The 16,167-nt window shown below is 66.6% G+C and carries 20 protein-coding genes and 1 tRNA gene; 11 read left to right on the forward strand and 10 right to left on the reverse strand.

What is annotated here, in order from left to right:
- Nucleotides 1–18: 18 nt before the first annotated feature.
- The 3 genes from VI056_04915 to VI056_04925 are packed head-to-tail and all read right to left on the reverse strand — an operon-like array spanning nt 19 to nt 1,905.
- Complete coding sequence (locus VI056_04915) at nt 19–609, reverse strand: YdcF family protein (GenBank protein ID HEY6202364.1); 591 nt, start codon at nt 607–609, stop codon at nt 19–21.
- Between the two features lie 34 nt (nt 610–643).
- Nucleotides 644–964 carry a zinc-ribbon domain containing protein gene (locus VI056_04920; GenBank protein ID HEY6202365.1) on the reverse strand — a complete coding sequence of 107 codons (321 nt, stop codon included), beginning with the start codon at nt 962–964 and terminating at the stop codon, nt 644–646.
- 44 nt (nt 965–1,008) lie between these two features.
- Nucleotides 1,009–1,905 (reverse strand): NAD-dependent epimerase/dehydratase family protein, encoded by an 897-nt coding sequence (locus tag VI056_04925; protein ID HEY6202366.1) that lies wholly within the window; start codon nt 1,903–1,905, stop codon nt 1,009–1,011.
- A 244-nt stretch (nt 1,906–2,149) separates the two neighbouring features.
- On the opposite strand from VI056_04925, the gene dnaB (VI056_04930) reads away from it, so the two are divergent.
- Genes dnaB (VI056_04930) through VI056_04940 form a run of 3 tightly spaced genes read left to right on the forward strand, consistent with a single transcriptional unit; the run spans nt 2,150 to nt 6,452 of the window.
- A complete protein-coding gene (gene dnaB / locus VI056_04930) occupies nt 2,150–3,469 on the forward strand; it encodes a replicative DNA helicase (GenBank protein HEY6202367.1) in 1,320 nt (439 codons plus the stop codon).
- The gene (gene dnaB, locus VI056_04935; protein HEY6202368.1) at nt 3,466–6,033 is read left to right on the forward strand and encodes a replicative DNA helicase; all 2,568 of its coding nucleotides are present in this window, start codon (nt 3,466–3,468) and stop codon (nt 6,031–6,033) included. Before dnaB (VI056_04930) ends, dnaB (VI056_04935) begins: the two co-directional genes overlap by 4 nt.
- Complete coding sequence (locus VI056_04940; GenBank protein HEY6202369.1) at nt 6,033–6,452, forward strand: VOC family protein; 420 nt, start codon at nt 6,033–6,035, stop codon at nt 6,450–6,452. Before dnaB (VI056_04935) ends, VI056_04940 begins: the two co-directional genes overlap by 1 nt.
- 115 nt (nt 6,453–6,567) lie before the next feature.
- Here the strand turns inward: VI056_04940 and rplI are convergent, their stop codons facing one another.
- From rplI to VI056_04960, 4 genes are read right to left on the reverse strand one after another with little or no spacing between them, the layout of a single operon-like run.
- Nucleotides 6,568–7,017, reverse strand: coding sequence for a 50S ribosomal protein L9 (gene rplI, locus VI056_04945; GenBank protein HEY6202370.1), 450 nt, complete (start codon nt 7,015–7,017; stop codon nt 6,568–6,570).
- Between the two features lie 9 nt (nt 7,018–7,026).
- A complete protein-coding gene (locus VI056_04950) occupies nt 7,027–7,206 on the reverse strand; it encodes a hypothetical protein (GenBank protein ID HEY6202371.1) in 180 nt (59 codons plus the stop codon).
- Nucleotides 7,203–7,625: a YkvA family protein gene (locus VI056_04955; protein HEY6202372.1), complete on the reverse strand. Its 423-nt coding sequence runs from the start codon at nt 7,623–7,625 to the stop codon at nt 7,203–7,205. The genes VI056_04950 and VI056_04955 overlap by 4 nt, the downstream gene beginning before the upstream one ends.
- Complete coding sequence (locus VI056_04960; protein ID HEY6202373.1) at nt 7,618–8,370, reverse strand: mechanosensitive ion channel domain-containing protein; 753 nt, start codon at nt 8,368–8,370, stop codon at nt 7,618–7,620. Before VI056_04960 ends, VI056_04955 begins: the two co-directional genes overlap by 8 nt.
- A 129-nt stretch (nt 8,371–8,499) precedes the next feature.
- Here VI056_04960 and lexA point away from each other — a divergent pair, with 129 nt between their 5' ends.
- From lexA to VI056_04990, 6 genes are all read left to right on the forward strand, one after another.
- Nucleotides 8,500–9,108 (forward strand): transcriptional repressor LexA, encoded by a 609-nt coding sequence (gene lexA, locus VI056_04965; protein ID HEY6202374.1) that lies wholly within the window; start codon nt 8,500–8,502, stop codon nt 9,106–9,108.
- A gap of 9 nt (nt 9,109–9,117) precedes the next feature.
- Complete coding sequence (locus VI056_04970) at nt 9,118–10,227, forward strand: winged helix DNA-binding domain-containing protein (protein HEY6202375.1); 1,110 nt, start codon at nt 9,118–9,120, stop codon at nt 10,225–10,227.
- The gene (locus VI056_04975; protein ID HEY6202376.1) at nt 10,224–11,360 is read left to right on the forward strand and encodes a winged helix DNA-binding domain-containing protein; all 1,137 of its coding nucleotides are present in this window, start codon (nt 10,224–10,226) and stop codon (nt 11,358–11,360) included. The genes VI056_04970 and VI056_04975 overlap by 4 nt, the downstream gene beginning before the upstream one ends.
- Nucleotides 11,357–12,586: a DNA polymerase IV gene (gene dinB, locus VI056_04980; GenBank protein ID HEY6202377.1), complete on the forward strand. Its 1,230-nt coding sequence runs from the start codon at nt 11,357–11,359 to the stop codon at nt 12,584–12,586. The genes VI056_04975 and dinB overlap by 4 nt, the downstream gene beginning before the upstream one ends.
- Nucleotides 12,587–12,718: 132 nt before the next feature.
- Nucleotides 12,719–12,970 carry a hypothetical protein gene (locus VI056_04985; GenBank protein ID HEY6202378.1) on the forward strand — a complete coding sequence of 84 codons (252 nt, stop codon included), beginning with the start codon at nt 12,719–12,721 and terminating at the stop codon, nt 12,968–12,970.
- Between the two features lie 122 nt (nt 12,971–13,092).
- Nucleotides 13,093–13,166 (forward strand) — tRNA-Asp (locus VI056_04990).
- A 147-nt stretch (nt 13,167–13,313) separates the two neighbouring features.
- Here the strand turns inward: VI056_04990 and VI056_04995 are convergent.
- The 3 genes from VI056_04995 to VI056_05005 all read right to left on the reverse strand — a co-directional run bounded on the left by VI056_04995 (nt 13,314) and on the right by VI056_05005 (nt 14,808).
- Nucleotides 13,314–13,616, reverse strand: a complete 303-nt coding sequence (locus VI056_04995) for a hypothetical protein (protein ID HEY6202379.1) — start codon at nt 13,614–13,616, stop codon at nt 13,314–13,316.
- A gap of 153 nt (nt 13,617–13,769) precedes the next feature.
- Complete coding sequence (locus tag VI056_05000; GenBank protein HEY6202380.1) at nt 13,770–14,168, reverse strand: hypothetical protein; 399 nt, start codon at nt 14,166–14,168, stop codon at nt 13,770–13,772.
- A gap of 244 nt (nt 14,169–14,412) precedes the next feature.
- Nucleotides 14,413–14,808, reverse strand: a complete 396-nt coding sequence (locus VI056_05005; protein ID HEY6202381.1) for a DUF3465 domain-containing protein — start codon at nt 14,806–14,808, stop codon at nt 14,413–14,415.
- Between the two features lie 99 nt (nt 14,809–14,907).
- Here VI056_05005 and VI056_05010 point away from each other — a divergent pair, with 99 nt between their 5' ends.
- Nucleotides 14,908–15,237 carry a nuclear transport factor 2 family protein gene (locus tag VI056_05010; protein HEY6202382.1) on the forward strand — a complete coding sequence of 110 codons (330 nt, stop codon included), beginning with the start codon at nt 14,908–14,910 and terminating at the stop codon, nt 15,235–15,237.
- Between the two features lie 192 nt (nt 15,238–15,429).
- The coding region (locus tag VI056_05015) for a hypothetical protein (protein HEY6202383.1) at nt 15,430–16,167 on the forward strand (738 nt) is incomplete at its 3' end.

Raw genomic sequence — 16,167 nt, forward strand, 5'->3', positions numbered from 1 at the left:
ACGATACGCGCGCGGCGGTCACCGCGTCTGGCTGAGGTACACGGCTCCGAGCTTCACGAGCTCGAGCAGCGTTCGCGAGCGAACGGGCTCCTGTCTCCACCACAGGAACGCGTTCCACTCGGGGTCACGCGCCGGGTAATTGCGCATGACGAGGCCGCGCGGTTCGAATGCGCGCTTGAACTCGTACGCGGCGCGACGCTGGTGATAGGGGCTCGTCACGAGGATCGCCGAGCGCAGCTTGCGATTGGCCATCAGCTTCGCGACCTCCGCGGCGTTCTCTTCGGTCGTCGTCGACGCGGGCTCCACGAGCGTCGCGCTCTCCGGCACGCCCTGACGCAACGCCTCGCGGCGCATGATCTCGCCAGAGCTGACCGATTCCGGATCGACCGCGGCACCCGAGAACACGATGACCGGCGCCCAGCCGGCCTTCCACAGCGTGACCGCGGTGTCGGCCCGCGCGCCGGTGTCGCCCGAGATCGCGACGATCGCGTCGACCTTCTCGAGCGGATCCTCGACGGCGAGCCAGCTGCCGATAAGAAGGAATGCGGTAAGGCCGGTGCCGACGCTGAGGAGGACGCCGACGAGCACGCCGAGGAGGAACGTCCGCATGAGCCGAGGCTATCGCGAGCGGCGGGTCTGAGCGTCAGGCGGGAGGAGGGGCGGCTGCGGACGGCGGAGCGTTGCGGCGTGCCTCGAAGCACTCCGAGCAGTACACGGGTCGATCGGTGCGCGGCTCGAACGGGACCTGTGCCTGCCTGCCGCAGTTGCTGCAGATGACGTCGTGCATGTTGGCGGCCCGTGCCGCCGCGCGCTCGGCCTTGGCCTTCTTGCGGCATTCCGGACATCGCTGCGGCTCGTGGAGCAGACCCTTCTGCTGATAGAACTCCTGCTCCCCCGCGGTCCACACGAAGGCGCTGCCGCATTCACGGCAGGTGAGCGATCTGTCCTCGAAGAGGGTGGTCATTGGCTCGCTTTTCGCGCGGAATCCTACGCCGCGCAGTCACGCGGTCAAGCGGTGAGCGCCGTCCGCCGGAGCCCGTCGAGGAGCCCGGTCCGGCTCTGCCAGAGCCCGTCGCGCTTCGCCCTCGAGGCGTCGACGCACGAGCGCTGGACCTCGCCCGGTCGCTCCGGCGCCTTGGTGATGCCGGGCGGGGGTCCAAGTACGTCGGCCATCGCGGCGATGAGCTCGTTGACGCTCGTCGCGACGCCCGTGCCGATGTTGTAGACACCATTCCACTTGCCAGCGAACGCCGCGAGGACGGCGTCGACGACGTCGCCGACGTAGATGTAGTCGCGCTGAGCGTCCCCGTCGCCAAAGACGGTCAGCTTTTCACCGCGCTTCCAGCGGCCCGCGAAGATCGCGACCACGCCGCCCTCGAGATCCTGCCGCTGGCGCGGGCCGTAGACGTTCGCGAGGCGCAGCGTGATGTTCGGGATCTTCGCCGCGCCGACGATCTGCTCCGCCTCGGCCTTGAACTTCCCGTAATTCGATGCGGGATCGACCGGAACGGCCTCAGTGGCGCAGATCCGCGTTTCGCCATAGATCGCTCCGCCGGTAGAGATGTTCACGAACACATGCGCGTGCGCGTCCTCCGCCAGGCGCGCGACGTTTCGCGTTCCCTCGACGATCACGCGTCGATACAGGTCGGGCTTCTCCATCGATTCGACGACCTTTGTCTTCGAGGCGCAGTGCACGACCGCGTCGAAGCGCTCGCCTCGAACAGCTTCGCGCAGCGCTTTGGCATCCGAAACGTCCGCGACACGCAGACGGATGTCAGGCGGGAGATTGGCGCGGTCGCCTGTGGAGATATCGTCCACGACGACCACCTGATCGCCGCGCGCCTTCAGCGCATCGGCGATGTTGCTGCCGATGAAGCCGGCCCCGCCCGTGACGAGTACGCGCATCTCTTGCCTGCTCCCTTTTCCACAGGTGTGGACAACTTCCGGTGGACAGCGCCGCGAGCGCGGGAAAAGCGGTGGACCGTAGCGGCGCGGTTCTGGGGATAGTGTCCTAGGCGCGCCGGCCCTTCTCAGTCACCCTTTGGTCCTATCGCGCGCGATCCCCCAAGCACTTTTCATCCGGATTTCCGGGCGCATTGACACCGAACGTATGTTCTAGTGTGGCGAACACCCTGCATTTGGAGGCGGCATGACGGGGGAGAGCCCGGAGCGGAGCCTTCCGTTCGACGAGTCGGCCGAGCAACAGGTGCTCGGCAGCCTCCTCATCGACCGCGACGCGATCTTCAAGGTCGCCGACCTGCTCGGAAAGGACGACTTCTACCTCGCCCGCCACCAGCGGATCTACGGAACGGTGCAGTCGCTGCTCGAGCGCCGCGAGCGCATCGACCCGCTCACGGTGCAGATCGAGCTCGCGCGGCGCGAAGAGCTCGACCGCGTCGGCGGTCCGGCGTACCTGCGCGAGCTCACGGAGCTCGTACCGACGGCGGTCGAGATCGAGCGGCACGCGCGGATCGTGCGCGACCGCGCGATCCTGCGCCGGCTTCTCGGCGCCGCGACCGCGGTGGCGGCCGATGCGTACGGAGAGCCCACCGACATTCCGCTCGCGCTCGATCGTGCCGAGCAGCGCATCTTCGCGCTCCGCGACGAATCCGCGAACACGCAGCTCCGGCATATCCAGGGCGCGCTGCAGGAGAACTTCGACCACCTGACGCAGCGGATGGAGCGACCGTACGAGGTCAGCGGCATCCCCTCCGGCTTCCGCGAGATCGACTTCTACACCGAGGGCTTCTCCGTCGGCGATCTCATCGTCATCGCGGCGCGTCCATCGGTCGGCAAGACGAGCCTGGGGCTGGCGATGGCGTTCAACATGGCGAAACGCGGCCATCCCACGCTGGTGTTCTCGCTCGAGATGGACGCGAAGCAGGTCGTGTCGCGCTTCCTCGCGATGAACAGCCGCACCGATCTGCTCGCGCTGCGCACCGGGAATGTGTTCGACACCGAAGCCGCGTCGTCGCTCGCCGGCTTGCCGATCCTCATCGACGACACGCCGGGCATCTCGATCATGGAGCTGCGCACGAAGGCGCGGCGCGCGAGCTCTCATGACCGGCTCGAGGTGATCGTCGTCGACTACATCCAGCTCATGCGCACCGGCGAGCACGAGGAGAACCGCGTCCAAGAGATCGCGACGATCACGAAGAATCTCAAGTCGCTCGCGCGCGAGCTCAACGTCGTGGTCATCGGCCTCTCGCAGCTTTCGCGCGCCGCGGGTGACTCTGGCGTCGAGCCGAAGCTGTCCACGCTTCGTGAATCGGGCAGCATCGAGCAAGACTCAGACGTCGTCCTGATGCTCTGGCGCGATAAAGAGGACACCGCCGCGGGCGCGCCGAAACTCATCCACGGCAGCATCGCGAAGAACCGCAACGGCCCGACCGGCATCTTTTCGCTCCTGTTCGCCGCCGAGCAGGCGAAGTTCTTCAGCAAGGCCGCCGACGATCAGATGCCCGTATGACGGTCGACTACGGACTCGCGCGCAGCACGCCGAAACCGCCGCCGGAGAACCCCGAGGCCGAGGCGTCGCTGCTCGGCGCGGTCCTCATCGATCCCGCGGTCTACGAGGACGTCGTCCGCGGACGCATCGCGCCGGCGTCGCTGTCGCGCGAGCAGCATCGACTCATCCTCGGCGCGGTCGAGCGGGTCGCGGAACGCGGCGAGGCCCTCGGCTTCCAGACGGTGCAGGCCGAGCTCGCGGCGCGCAGCGAGCTCGACGAGGTCGGCGGTGCGCAGTTCCTGGTCGGTCTCATGCAGAACGTCCCGACGGTCGCGCACGCGGAGTCGTACGCGTCGATCGTCGAGCGCACCGCGCTCCTGCGCCGCCTCATACAGGCCGCGAACGAGATCGCCCACCTGGCACTCACGCGCGAGGACGCCGAGAGCGCCGTCGCCGACGCGCAGGAGCTCCTCTTCGCGGTGAGCGAGTCGAGCCTGCACCGCGACGTCGTTCCCCTCGAGATCGCGCTGCGACGCTTCGCCGACCAGATCACGGCTCGTGGCGACGACCAGCGTCAGGGTGTGCCGACCGGCTTCGAGCACCTCGACGGCAAGACCGGAGGATTCCAACCGTCCGACCTCATCATCATCGGCGGCCGCCCGGGTCTCGGAAAGACGAGCCTCGCGCTGAACATCGTGTGGCATGCGGCGGTCGCCGCGCACAAGACGTGTGCGGTGTTCTCGCTCGAGATGACCGAGCTCCAGGTCGTGCAGCGCCTCATCTCCATGACCGCGGAGATCGACGGAAACCGCATGCGTCGTGGCCGGCTCTCGGAGCGCGAGTTCGAGTCGATCAACTCCGCGTCGAACCAGCTGCAGCGCGCGCCGATCTTCATCGAGGAGTCGAGTCGCCTCACCGTGACGGACATCCTCGCGAAGTCACGACGGCTCCAGGCCGACCGCGGCCTCGATCTCGTGGTCGTCGACTACCTGCAGCTCATCGAGGGAGCAGGTGGCAACGAGGGTCGCGTGCAAGAAGTGGCTGTCATCACGAGAGCGCTCAAGTCGATCGCACGCGAATTGGAGGTTCCCCTCGTTGCGCTCTCGCAGCTCTCGCGCCAAATCGAGACACGTGGCACCGAGCCAATGCTCTCTGACCTGCGCGAGTGCGTCTCGGGAGATTCACGTGTCATCGACGCGGAAACCGGACGCTGGGTCGAAGTGCGCTCGCTGCGGCCTGGTAAGCGAATCGTCGCCATGACACCTGACCAAAAACTTGAGGCGCACGAGCTCACAGACGTTTGGTCAACTGGCGTCAAACCCGTCTACCGGCTGCGGACACAGACCGGACGTGAGATTCGCGCGACAGGGAATCACCCATTCCTCACCGGGGGTGGGTGGCGGTCCCTGGCGTCGCTGCAAGTCGGTGATGTGATCGCGACTGCGCGCAGCCTACCGACACACGGACAGGAGAGACCCGAGCGCGCGGATCGCTGTCGGCTGCTCGGTTACATCGCCGGCGACGGTACGTATCAGCGACACCGCGCGGTTGGATTCATTTCGAGCGACGACGACACGTTTTGGGATGTCCTCGAGATCGTGCAGCGTGAGTGGCCGGACGTGCAACCGCGATTCAAGAAAATCGGCACGAACTATCGCGAGGCCGACTTCGTCCGGCTGTACGCGAACGGATACGGTCGACCTTACGGTAACCCGATGCGGGAATGGCTCCGAGACATCGGCGTCTTCGCGCAGGAGGACAGCACGAAGCGCGTCGCGGAATGGGTCTTTGAAGCGGGGGGCATCGGCGCCGCGAACTTTCTCGCGGGGTACCTCGCATCCGATGGGTGCGTGAAGAGCAACACGGACCGTAGATGGAGTGTTCAGTTCGACAGTGTGAGTCGAGCGTTGCTCCTCGACGTAAAGAATTTGCTCTTGCGACTCGGGCTCATGTCTTCGATCGGACAGGGGCTATGGAACACGAAGAGCACGATGCCGATCTACCGGTTGACCCTAGCCCAGGCGTCGAGCAATCTCCGTCAGTTTGCCGAGGTAGTCGGCGTGGTCGGAAGAAAACGCCAGTTGCTGGACGCGATGGTCGATGAGCTGCCTATGAATGAGACCAATCCGGGCTTACTCGCTCTTCCGCGTGAGCTGAGTTCGCATCTTCGCTCTCTTGAGGTCGGTTGGAAAGACCAGCACAAGATGATGCGCCGAGGCACCGCGCTTCAGTACGCGGACAAGACTGGTAACGAAGTGCTCCGTGAGTTCGCCGACAGTGATGTGATCTGGGAGCGGATCATCTCGATCGAGCCTGCCGGGACCGAGGAGGTGTACGACCTCCGCGTTCCCACCGCCGGTAGTTTTGTCGCGAACGGGATCGTGGTGCATAACAGCGGCGCCATTGAAGCCGACGCCGATCTCGTTCTCTTCCTCTGGCAGAAGGACCGCAAGGACCGCGACGAGAACGTTGTGCGTCTCAAGCTCGCGAAGCACCGCAACGGCCCGACCGGCGACTTCGACCTACATTTCCAGTCCGAGCTGACGCGCTTCCGCGATCTCGGCGAGACAAGGGGGGATATCTGATGAAGGTGCAGTTCGTCGCGGGGTTCGGCCCGATCGTCCGCGACCTCAAGGAGTCGGCGCGCTTCTACCGCGACGCGCTCGGCCTGCCGCTGCCTGAGGGCGACTACGTCGCCACGGACGACCTGCCAGGTGTGAAGCACTTCGGCCTCTGGGCGCTCGAGGAGGCGGCCGAATCATGCTTCGGCAAACGCGAATGGCCAAAGGACGTCCCGGTGCCGCAGGGCGGCATCGAGTTCGACGTCGACGACGTCGCCGCCGCGGCGGGGGAGCTTCGCGCGCGGGGCTACCAGCTTCTCGTCGGTCCGAAAGAGGAGCCGTGGGGCCAGACGGTCGCGCGACTCCTGAGTCCGGAAGGGCTGCTCGTCGGACTCACGTTCACGCCCTGGATGCGCGAGCCGAAGAAGGACGGTTCGAGGTAGACCAAACTACGCAACATGAGCACCGAGCAGGCGTTCTTGCTCCTGGGTGTGATGTTCCTTATCGCGGCTGCGATGCTGTGGTGGACCCAGTGGCGCAGGCCCTGACGCGAAGGACCTAGCGCGCCGGTTCGATCGCGACCGTGACGTTCGCTCGAACGTCGGTCAGCAGACGGATCTCGACCTGGTGCACGCCGAGGGCCTTGAGCGGCTCGAGCAGATGGACCTTCGTCCTGTCGACATCCACCTTCTGTTCGCGCCGCAGCGCCTCCGCGATGTCCTTGCTCGTCACGGAGCCGAACGTCTTGCCCTGGTCTCCCGCCTTTAGGCGGAACACGAGCGTCGTTTCGGACAGGCGCTTCGCGAGCTCCTCCGCCTCGGCGTGCGCGCGGTCCTGCTTCGCCTGCTTGGCGTCGCGCGCCCGTGCCAGCACCTTCATCTCACCGGCGGTCGCCTCGATCGCGAGGCCGCGTGGCAGGAGGAAGTTCTGCGCGTACCCGTCGGCGACGTCCTTGACGTCACCGGGGCGGCCGAGTCCGGCCACCTCGCGCTTCAGGATGACGCGCACTAGCTCGCGCTAGCTGCTGGGCTGAGTGGTCTCCGCAAGCGAGCCGTCCTGCTCGCTCTTTCGGAGCTCCATCTCCCATGCGAGGACCGATGCGGCGACGGCGACGACGCCCATGACCGTCAACGCGCCGATGATCGCGAGCAGCGCCTCTATGACGTCGAACACACTGCCCGAGTCCCGGTCGCTCATGAGTTATCTCCTTCGCGGTCGCGTGACAAGATCCGGTCCAATGTAGCGCGAAGCTCGGTTGCTCGGCCGGACAGCATGCCCTGGGCGCGTTCGAGGTCGTGCTTCAGCTCGTCGTCGTTCCGTGCGATGCGGCCCATGTGTTCCTCGACGACGTCCTTCGGCGCGTTCCGGATGAAGAAGTCGAGCCCGAAGATCAGAACGCCCAGATCGTCGAGCTGGCCGAGCACCGGGATGAAGTCCGGAATGATGTCGATCGGGAAGACGAGATAGCCGGCGATCGCGCCAAGCACCAGCTTCTGTTGCGTCGGAACGCGGGGGTCGCGCGCGAGAGCCCACACGAGGCGCGCGTACGCGGGCATCTTGCGCATCATCTCGATCGCCTCTTTTGGGTCGCGGGGCGGACGGAATGGTCTAGCCATGCACCTCTCCCTGCGGGAATCGTGCCCGCAGCGCTGCGACGGCCGCGGAGAGCGCCGCATCTCGCTCCGCGGCCCAGAACGAGACCATGTAACGTGCCTTGCCGCCGGAGACACTCCGCAGCTCGACGCTCGGCGGCGGCTCCTTCGCGACCTGCGAAGCCTCGCGAAGCGCGTTCCGGATGTCGTCGGCCGCGATCGGCTTGTCCCCATCATCGACCACGAGCCACAGGCTTGCGCGCCGGGTCGGGAAGCGTGTCAGGTTGACGACCGACCCGGTCATGAACGTGCCATTCGGCACGATGACCTGCTGGGCATCCGGCGTTCGGAGCAGCGTCGTCCGGAACGTGATCTCTTCGACGACGCCGCTATATCCGGTCACCTCGATCGTGTCGCCGATCCGGAACGGTCGCTCGACGAGCACCCAGATGCCGGCCAGGAAGTTCTTGAGGATGTCCTGGAGCGAGAGCCCGAGCACGATGCCGACGACGCTGAACGAGCCCAGGATCCAGCCGAACGCATCTCGCGTGTAGATGGCCAGAACGATCATCAGACCGAAAACGAAGACGGCGACCTGCGCCAAATTGCCGAGCAGGATCGTGACGTTGGCCTGTGCCCGTCCCCGCGTGAGGGCCCGCATCGTGGTCCGGCGCACGACGCGCGCCAACAGCAGGGTGACTACGACGACGAGAAGAGCCCAGAACGTGCGGCTCGCGTAGTCAAAGACGACTGCTGGGTCGAGTGGCACCCGCGGAGAATACGGTCGTCTGGCTGGCGGGCCGATGGGCAACAAGCTGCCCTCCCGTGCGTCTAGCCCCCGCCAGCCGCCTCTCTGGCTGTATTTGACAGGTGAACAGATGTTCGGTATGGTGCTGACGTGACCAAGCAAGACCAGCAGAGAGCGGAACGAATACTCGCTTTCATCAGGGAGCGCATCGCGGAGCGTGGCTACCCGCCGACAGTGCGCGAGATCGCCGAGGCCGTCGGGCTCGCCTCGACGTCGGCGGTCCATCACCACCTCACCAAGCTGGAAAAGGAAGGCCGTCTCACGAAGGACGCCACCCGCTCGCGTGCGCTGGCGATCCCCGGTGCGTTCGGCGGCCGCGTGGTCTCCGCGCCGATCATCGGAGAGATCGCCGCCGGTGAGCCCATCTACGCGCTCGAGGACAAGACGGAGACGATGTCCATCCCCGGCGAGCTCGCCGGGCGCGGTCGCGACACCTTCGTCCTGCGCGTCCGCGGGAAATCGATGATCGACGACCACATCGATGACGGCGACTTCGTCGTCGTCCAGCAGCAGAACACCGCCCGGGACGGCGACATCATCGTCGCGCTGCTCGAAGACAACCGCGCGACGCTGAAGCGCTTCTTCAAAGAGAAGGATCGCGTGCGGCTGCAGCCGGCCAACGGCACGATGCAGCCGATCTACACGCGCGACATCCAGATCCAAGGCAAAGTGATCGGTGTGATCCGCCGGCTGGCATAACCTCCGGCGATGCCCGCAAAGACCGACCTTCCCGTTCTCACGCTCCGCGAGCTGAACCGCGCGCTTCTTGCGCGGCAGATGCTGCTCACACGACAGCGCACCGGCGCGGTCGACGCGATCGAGCGTCTCGCGTGTCTGCAGGGCCAGTGGGCGCCGTCGCCGTACGTTGCGCTCTGGTCGCGTCTCGCGGGATTCAAGCGCGACGATCTCACCCGCCCGATCGACAAAGGTCTGGTGATCAAGGCGACGCTCATGCGCGCGACGCTCCACCTCGTCAGCGCCAAGGAGTACGCCGCGTACGCGCTGGCGACGCTCGACGGGCGCTTCGCAGCCTGGCGGCCGCCGGGCGGACCCGATCTCGCCGCGCTCAAGGACATCCATGACAAAGTGTTCAAGTTCGCGGCGAAGCCGCGAACGCGCGAGGAGATCCGCGAGTTCATCTCGCGCGACGCGCCGCGGGACGAGCGCCTTCGCAACTGGTACCTCTTCGCAGCGGTCACGGCGAGCGGGATCATCTGGGAGAAGAACGGCGCGCACTGGGAGCACCGGCAGCTCGCGCGCTTCGTCGCGCCGCCGGCGCGGCTGCGCAAGGCGCCGAAGCCCGATGCGGCATTCGATGTCGTAGCGCGCCGGTATCTCGGGGCGTTCGGGCCCGCAACGGTGGGCGATCTCGCGAACTGGAGCGGTTGCCGCGTGCCGCCGCTCCGCGCGGCGATCGAGCGCATCAAGGACGTGCGCCGCTTCCGCGACGAGCGCGGTCGCGAGCTATTCGATCTCGCGAAGGCACCGCGCCCACCGGCCGACACCGTCGCGCCCGCGCGGTTCCTCGCGCGCTTCGATGCCGCGATCCTCGGCCACGACGCCGCAGAGCGGACGCGCATCCTGCCCGCGGAGTACAAGAAGCAGGTGATCTTCTCCGCGGAGGTCTGGACGACGTTCCTCGTCGATGGCTTCGTCGCGGGTCGCTGGAAGATCGCCGGCACGCCGAAGCAGGCCGTTCTCGAGCTCCTGCCGTTCAAACGGATCGCGAAGAGCGACAAGGCGGCGCTGGTCGACGAAGGCGAGCGTCTGGTGCGCTTCTCCTACCCGCATTCGAAGACGCACGGGGTGAAGGCGTGAGCGCGCGCGTTGCCGCCGATTCACCGGTCCTCACTCTGCGCGAGCTCAATCGCGCGGCGCTCGCTCGCCAGATGCTGCTGAAGCGCGAGTCGGTCCCCATCGTGAGCGCGGTCGAGCGCCTCGCGGCGCTGCAGGCGCAGTGGGCACCTTCGCCGTACATCGCGCTCTGGTCGCGGCTGAAGGATTTCGATCGGGCGAGCCTGTGGAACGCGATCGAGAAGAAGCGCACCGTGATCCGCGCGCGCCTCATGCGCGGGACGCTGCATCTCGTCAGCGCACGCGACTTCTACGCCTACGCGGTCGCGACACAGGACCTCCAGCGCGGCGCATGGAATCGACTCCAGGTCGGCCAGGGCGTCGATCCGAAGGCGGTCGCCAAGCTCGCCGTCGCGTTCGCGCGCGAACCGCGAGCAAAGGAGGACGTCGTCGCGCACCTCACCGAGAACCTTGGGTCCTTCGGCGGCCCGTACAAGTGGCTCATCTGGCGCTTCGTGAGCGCGCACGCCGATCTCGTGTCGGCTCCGCCAGGTGGGCATTGGGCATACGGAGGCACGGACGCGCCCTATGTCGCGGCGCGGCACTGGATCGCCAGCGGTTCCCGGCCGTCCGAAGAGGACGCGATCCGCCTGCTCATCACGAGGTATCTCGGTGCGTTCGGGCCGGCCAGCCTCGCGGACATCGCGCAGTTCGCGGGGCAGGCGCCACCCCGCATCCGCCCGGTGCTCGAGCAGCTCGTGCCCACCCTACGACGGTTCACCGACGAACAGGGTCGGGCGCTGTTCGACCTGCCGCGCGCGCCGCGGCCCGACGCGGACACGAAGGCGCCGGTCCGGTTCCTCCCGCGCTACGACGAGCTGCTCATCGGCTACAAACATCGCGACCGCGTGATCGCCGCCAAGCATCGCGCCACCATCTACACGAAGAACGCACTGATCGAGGCCGTCTTTCTCATCGACGGCGTGGCCGCCGGTACCTGGGCACTCGTGACAACGAGGACCGACGCCGTTCTGAACATCCGTCCCTTCGGCGCCCTGCCGCGCGCGATCCGAGCGGCAGCGATCGAAGAGGGCGAAGCGCTCGCGCGATTCATCGCGTCGGACGCGAAGACACACGGCGCCAGGGTCCTCGGATGAACCTCGCAGTCACGGAGCGCCGCGCGATCCTCCACTGCGATCTCGACGCGTTCTACGCCTCGGTCGAGCAGCGCGATCATCCCGAGTACCGCGGCAAGCCCGTGATCGTCGGCGGCGGACCCGGCGACCGCGGCGTCGTCGCCGCGGCGTCCTATGAAGCCCGCGCGTTCGGCGTCCACTCGGCGATGCCGCTCCAGACCGCTGGTCGACTATGCCCAGATGGCATCTTCGTTCCCGGGGATGGCCAAAAGTACGAAGAGGCGTCCGATGCCGTCATGGCGCTCTTCGCCGAGCGAACGCCGCTCGTCGAGCCGATCTCGCTCGACGAGGCGTTCCTCGATGTGACCGCGACCGAGCATTTGTTCGGCGGCGCGGAGAACATCGCGCGCGAGCTCAAGAGAGATGTGCGAGACCAGCTCGGCCTCGTGCTGTCGGTGGGCGTTGCGACGAACAAGCTCTGCGCGAAGATCGGGTCGGATCTGCGAAAGCCCGACGGCTTGGTCATCGTGCCCGCCGGCGGCGAGGAGGCCTTCCTTGCGCCACTCGAGCTCGGTCGGCTCTGGGGCGTTGGGCCCAAGACGCGCGAAGTGCTCGAGAGCTGGGGACTCCGGACGATCGCCGACCTCGCCGCCATGGACGTGAGCGTCCTTGAGGCACGCATGGGCGAGCACGGCCGCCACATCTGGGAGCGCGCTCACGGCATCGACGAGGGCGTCGTCATCGGCGACGGCAGAACGCCGAAGTCGGTCGGGCATTCCCACACCTTCGATCGGAACACGCTCGACAGCGCGACGATCGAATCGATGCTCCTCAACCTCTCCGAGGGCGTCGGCCGACGTTTGCGCGCCTACCAGCTTCGCGGCCGCACGATCACGCTGCATCTGCGCGTCGCGCCGTTCGAGACACGCACACGGCAGCGCACGCTGGCCGAGCCGACGGACGACGATCTCAAGATCTTCGGCACCGCCCGTCAATTGCTACGCGACGCGCTCGCCGAGGATCGGCAGAGCGGCCGGACCAGTCCGGTGCGTCTGGTCGGCGTCACGGCATCCGGGATCGAGGTCGGACGGCAGCTCGGACTCTTCGATCACGTGCGCACGACCCGACTCAACGCCGCGCTCGATGCGGTGCGCGAGAGGTTCGGTGACAAATCGCTCGACCGAGCGAGCGCGCGACTCCGCGAACGGCGTCGCTTCTCGGACCGGAGGACGAAGAAAACGACATGAGATGTCGACGGCATGTGGATAACGTGCGTCGAACCTGTGGATGAACCTGTGGACAAGAACGTGGACGAAAACCCTTGTTGCTTCGTTAGAGGCTGCGGATGATGCGCGGGATCGCGCGACGGGGAGGAACGGGTGCCAGACGACAAGATCGCCCAGGTCGCGATCGATTTCATCGCCTTCTGCTTCGAGCGAAAAGGAGCCGACTGGCCGGTCTTGTATGACGAGATGTGTTTCGTCGCCGGCAAGCGTCTCTACCGAGGGCTCGGATACGAAGAGCTCAGGGAAGCGGGTCTCGATTTCACACTCGCGGGGCTCGCAAGGACGAGCCGATTGACGAATGAAGTGACGAAACGTCTTCGGCAAGGGGCCCTGGCGGCGAGCTAGCGGCTGACATAGGCCACACCGGCAGAGGCGGCGAGTGAAAGGAAGCGCACTCGCCGCCTCTTTTTTCGTCTCTGTCAGAATGGTGAGGCGCGAGGGGAGCACAAAACGCTTTCGCAGCGCATGGTCCCGTGGTGCAGCGGCCTAGCATACGTCCCTGTCAAGGACGAGATCGCCGGTTCGAATCCGGTCGGGACCGCAGCGGTAGACACGTGTGAGCGGGAGTGATCCCGAGCTATCCGCCGAGTTCACTCACACATGTTGGTCCGTCGTCAGTTGAATCTCACGCTGACGGTCAACGCCGAGCAAGCATTCACGTCGCACCGCCGGTCTTCTTCGCGCTCGCCTAAGGTCGTTGCGGCTGGGGCTGCTGGGGCGTGCCAGGGCCCTGCTGACCCGGCGCGATCACTGGGCCACCGCGGTACGCCGGTCCGGCACCGGGCGGGATGAGCACCGCTCCGATGACGAGAACCGCAGCTAGCGCGATGCCAGTCGCCCCAGCGACCAGGCCGACCGTCCTCCGTCCCTCAGCTGCCGAGCCGGGCACCACCGTCGCGACCAGCCAGGTGATCCCGCTCGCCGCGAACGTGAGCATCAGGACCAGCGCCAGCGCACCAAGGAAACCGTAGCCGAGCATCAGACCCAACATCACTCGTACCTCCCGCCCCCGGCCACTCACTCACGATGTCCGCGATGGCACCGCCAAGTATCTGCGGATCACGGGACGCGTCGTCGAGGATCGCCAAGGAGCGTTCCCCGCGGCCGTGTCTGGGCCGTCAGGTCGGAGAACGCCCTCACGGCATCAGCTTCGCGACGGCATGCGTGCGGCCGAGCTCGAGGGCGCCATGAACTGGAAATAGGCAAAAGCGAGCCCGAGCACAAGGTAGAGCGCGACGGTCGACCAGCCCAGGGCGTTCGCCACGCCCGCGAGCTGACCGAGTAGCGCGACGACGAACCCGGCAGCATCGCCGACAAGGTTGCCGAGGACGACGAAGCGGCCCTCGTCCGGCGCGCTCCTCGCGGACCAGTTGATCACGCCGAGGCCGATGAGCGCAGCGCCGAAGAGCTGCGCGATGAGCGTGCCGGCCTTGTCGAGCGTGACACCGTACAGCGCGAGCAGCGGTCCGGACACGACCACGAAACCGACCCCGAATGCCACGGCAACGATCGCCGCGATCGCCAATAGCGCACTGAGCTTCACGGAAGTCCTCCCCCAGGTCCGGGCGGCTCCGCGTCCGAAACGCCGTGGCGCGCGTCCGCCCGACCCGGCGCAATCATCTCACCGCGAGCAAACCGGCCCTTGCGAGCGGCCGACCTGAATTGGACGTTCCGGCGAATCTTCATCGCTCTCGTCGTGGCAGCCGATCGTTGCCGCATGGCAGCTCGGCGCTGGCTGGATCGAGGCCTTCAACCGAGCGCCACTCTGATCGGGGGCAGTAGGGACGTCACTGGTAGCGGACCCCGCTCAACTCGATCCAGCCTCCCTCGTGCGTGTGCGCGGGATCGTGGTGGGTGAAATGGATCAGCCCGCCCTGGTCGTTCCACACGTACTCACCGTGAACCAACACGTCGGTACCTTGAAGGACCGGGGCGCGCTGTCCGACCGTCAGGTTGTTGTCCACGAGGACGGTTTGCGTCGAACCCGCGAGGCGAATGATGAAACGCTGATGCACGCCGGACGGACCGCTGTCGTCCGCGAGAACGCGCGTCACGACACCCTGGGCGGTGACCTCGACGGTCGAGCGTTTCTCGGCGTAATCGCGCTCGACTGCGGCGTTGTTGGGCGTTGCCGCAGGCATGCACGCCGGCGCGAGGAGCAGAAGGAGCAGGGCCGCTCTCATCGAGACCGGCCGCCGTCGATCGTGAGGACAACGCTCATGAGTCGGCCTTCCCTCTCATGCACCGATCCCAGTCTGGCGGTTCGTCCCTACCATCGGTCCATGACCGCTCTCGAGGTCGCCCGGGGATTCATCAACGCCGTGCGCGAGCGTGACGCGGATGTTGCCGCCGAGCTTTGTTCGGAGACCGTCGAAGTCCTTCTGCCTGGCGCGGACGAGCCTCTGCGCGGCAGGGAAGGTGTGCGGCAGATGATCCGCATGGCGCCGCAGTTCCTTCAGAGCATGCGCGACGAGGAAGAGCGCGACGGCGAGGTGCGTATCACCACTTTGACCCGCGCCCCCGGCGTGTTCGCGAACTACACGACGTGGGTCTTCGTCATGACCGGCGGGAAGATCGACCGTCTGTCCTTCGAGCTGCGCGGCGCGAACTGATGCGGCCGCATCGCTAGTTCCGCTCGCGGCTCCCGGCCAGCTGCGCTTCTCTTTCGACATCGCTCACCGGCCGCGCCTGCAGGTTGCCGTGCTGCGGAACCGCGCTCCGGGTCGCCGCGGCCACGACCGCGGACGTTGCGCAAGGCCGTGCGCGGGTGCAGAGTCTCGCCCGGCACCCTGGGGAGGAAGGTCATGGCAGCCACACAGGTCGTCACCACTCGTGCGCGCACGCGGATCATTTCCGAGACCGCGCTTCTCTTCGCGACGCTCGCCGCCTACGCGCTGTGGCAGCTCGGTGGGCAGATCGACACCTGGTACCACGCGCATTACGGATTCGAGATCGAGTCCTTCGTCACGTGGCCGCACGCACTGCTGTACGCGGGCTGGATCGCGGGCTCGACGCCTGCGGTGCTCTATCTGATCGAGAGTCGCTCGCTTGGCGCGCCGCGCGATACGCTGCTTCCGCCCGGGTATCCGCTCGTGATACTCGGCGCTGCCGGGTTCGGCGTCGGCGGCGTCCTCGACCTCGCGTGGCACAACCGATTCGGATTCGAGGTCGGCCACGAGGCTCTCGTCAGCCCGACACACCTGGTGCTCATCTACTCGTCGGGCGTCGGCGCCACCGGTCTGCTGTGGGCCGCGGTGGCCTGGCGGCGCAGGGCTGGGGCCGTCACGACCGGAGCCGGGAACATGGCGATCGCCATGACCCTCGGGCTCCTGCTGAAGGTCCTGCTCTTCGCGTTCCTCTACAGCCTGCCGTTCTCGACGGATTACGCGTCCGAAGGCGCGATGGCAAGGAATCTCTTCGGATTCGCCGGCATCGGTGCATGGAGCGACATGACCGCGCAGGTCGCGGGCACGACGGGGATCATCCTTTACGGGATCCTCGTCGCGCTGTTCGTGACCGTTCCCCTGCGACGCCTCCGACTT

The sequence above is a fragment of the Candidatus Limnocylindria bacterium genome, assembly GCA_036523395.1.
Taxonomy (GTDB): domain Bacteria; phylum Chloroflexota; class Limnocylindria; order P2-11E; family P2-11E; genus CF-39.

Excerpts from the sequence above, each read along its gene's own strand:
- VI056_04915 (HEY6202364.1), bottom strand. The coding sequence starts at position 609 with ATGCGGACGTTCCTCCTCGGCGTGCTCGTCGGCGTCCTCCTCAGCGTC.
- VI056_04920 (HEY6202365.1), bottom strand. The coding sequence starts at position 964 with ATGACCACCCTCTTCGAGGACAGATCGCTCACCTGCCGTGAATGCGGC.
- VI056_04925 (HEY6202366.1), bottom strand. The coding sequence starts at position 1,905 with ATGCGCGTACTCGTCACGGGCGGGGCCGGCTTCATCGGCAGCAACATC.
- dnaB (HEY6202367.1), top strand. The coding sequence starts at position 2,150 with ATGACGGGGGAGAGCCCGGAGCGGAGCCTTCCGTTCGACGAGTCGGCC.
- dnaB (HEY6202368.1), top strand. The coding sequence starts at position 3,466 with ATGACGGTCGACTACGGACTCGCGCGCAGCACGCCGAAACCGCCGCCG.
- VI056_04940 (HEY6202369.1), top strand. The coding sequence starts at position 6,033 with ATGAAGGTGCAGTTCGTCGCGGGGTTCGGCCCGATCGTCCGCGACCTC.
- VI056_04950 (HEY6202371.1), bottom strand. The coding sequence starts at position 7,206 with ATGAGCGACCGGGACTCGGGCAGTGTGTTCGACGTCATAGAGGCGCTG.
- VI056_04955 (HEY6202372.1), bottom strand. The coding sequence starts at position 7,625 with ATGGCTAGACCATTCCGTCCGCCCCGCGACCCAAAAGAGGCGATCGAG.
- VI056_04970 (HEY6202375.1), top strand. The coding sequence starts at position 9,118 with ATGCCCGCAAAGACCGACCTTCCCGTTCTCACGCTCCGCGAGCTGAAC.
- dinB (HEY6202377.1), top strand. The coding sequence starts at position 11,357 with ATGAACCTCGCAGTCACGGAGCGCCGCGCGATCCTCCACTGCGATCTC.
- VI056_04995 (HEY6202379.1), bottom strand. The coding sequence starts at position 13,616 with ATGTTGGGTCTGATGCTCGGCTACGGTTTCCTTGGTGCGCTGGCGCTG.
- VI056_05005 (HEY6202381.1), bottom strand. The coding sequence starts at position 14,808 with ATGAGAGCGGCCCTGCTCCTTCTGCTCCTCGCGCCGGCGTGCATGCCT.
- VI056_05010 (HEY6202382.1), top strand. The coding sequence starts at position 14,908 with ATGACCGCTCTCGAGGTCGCCCGGGGATTCATCAACGCCGTGCGCGAG.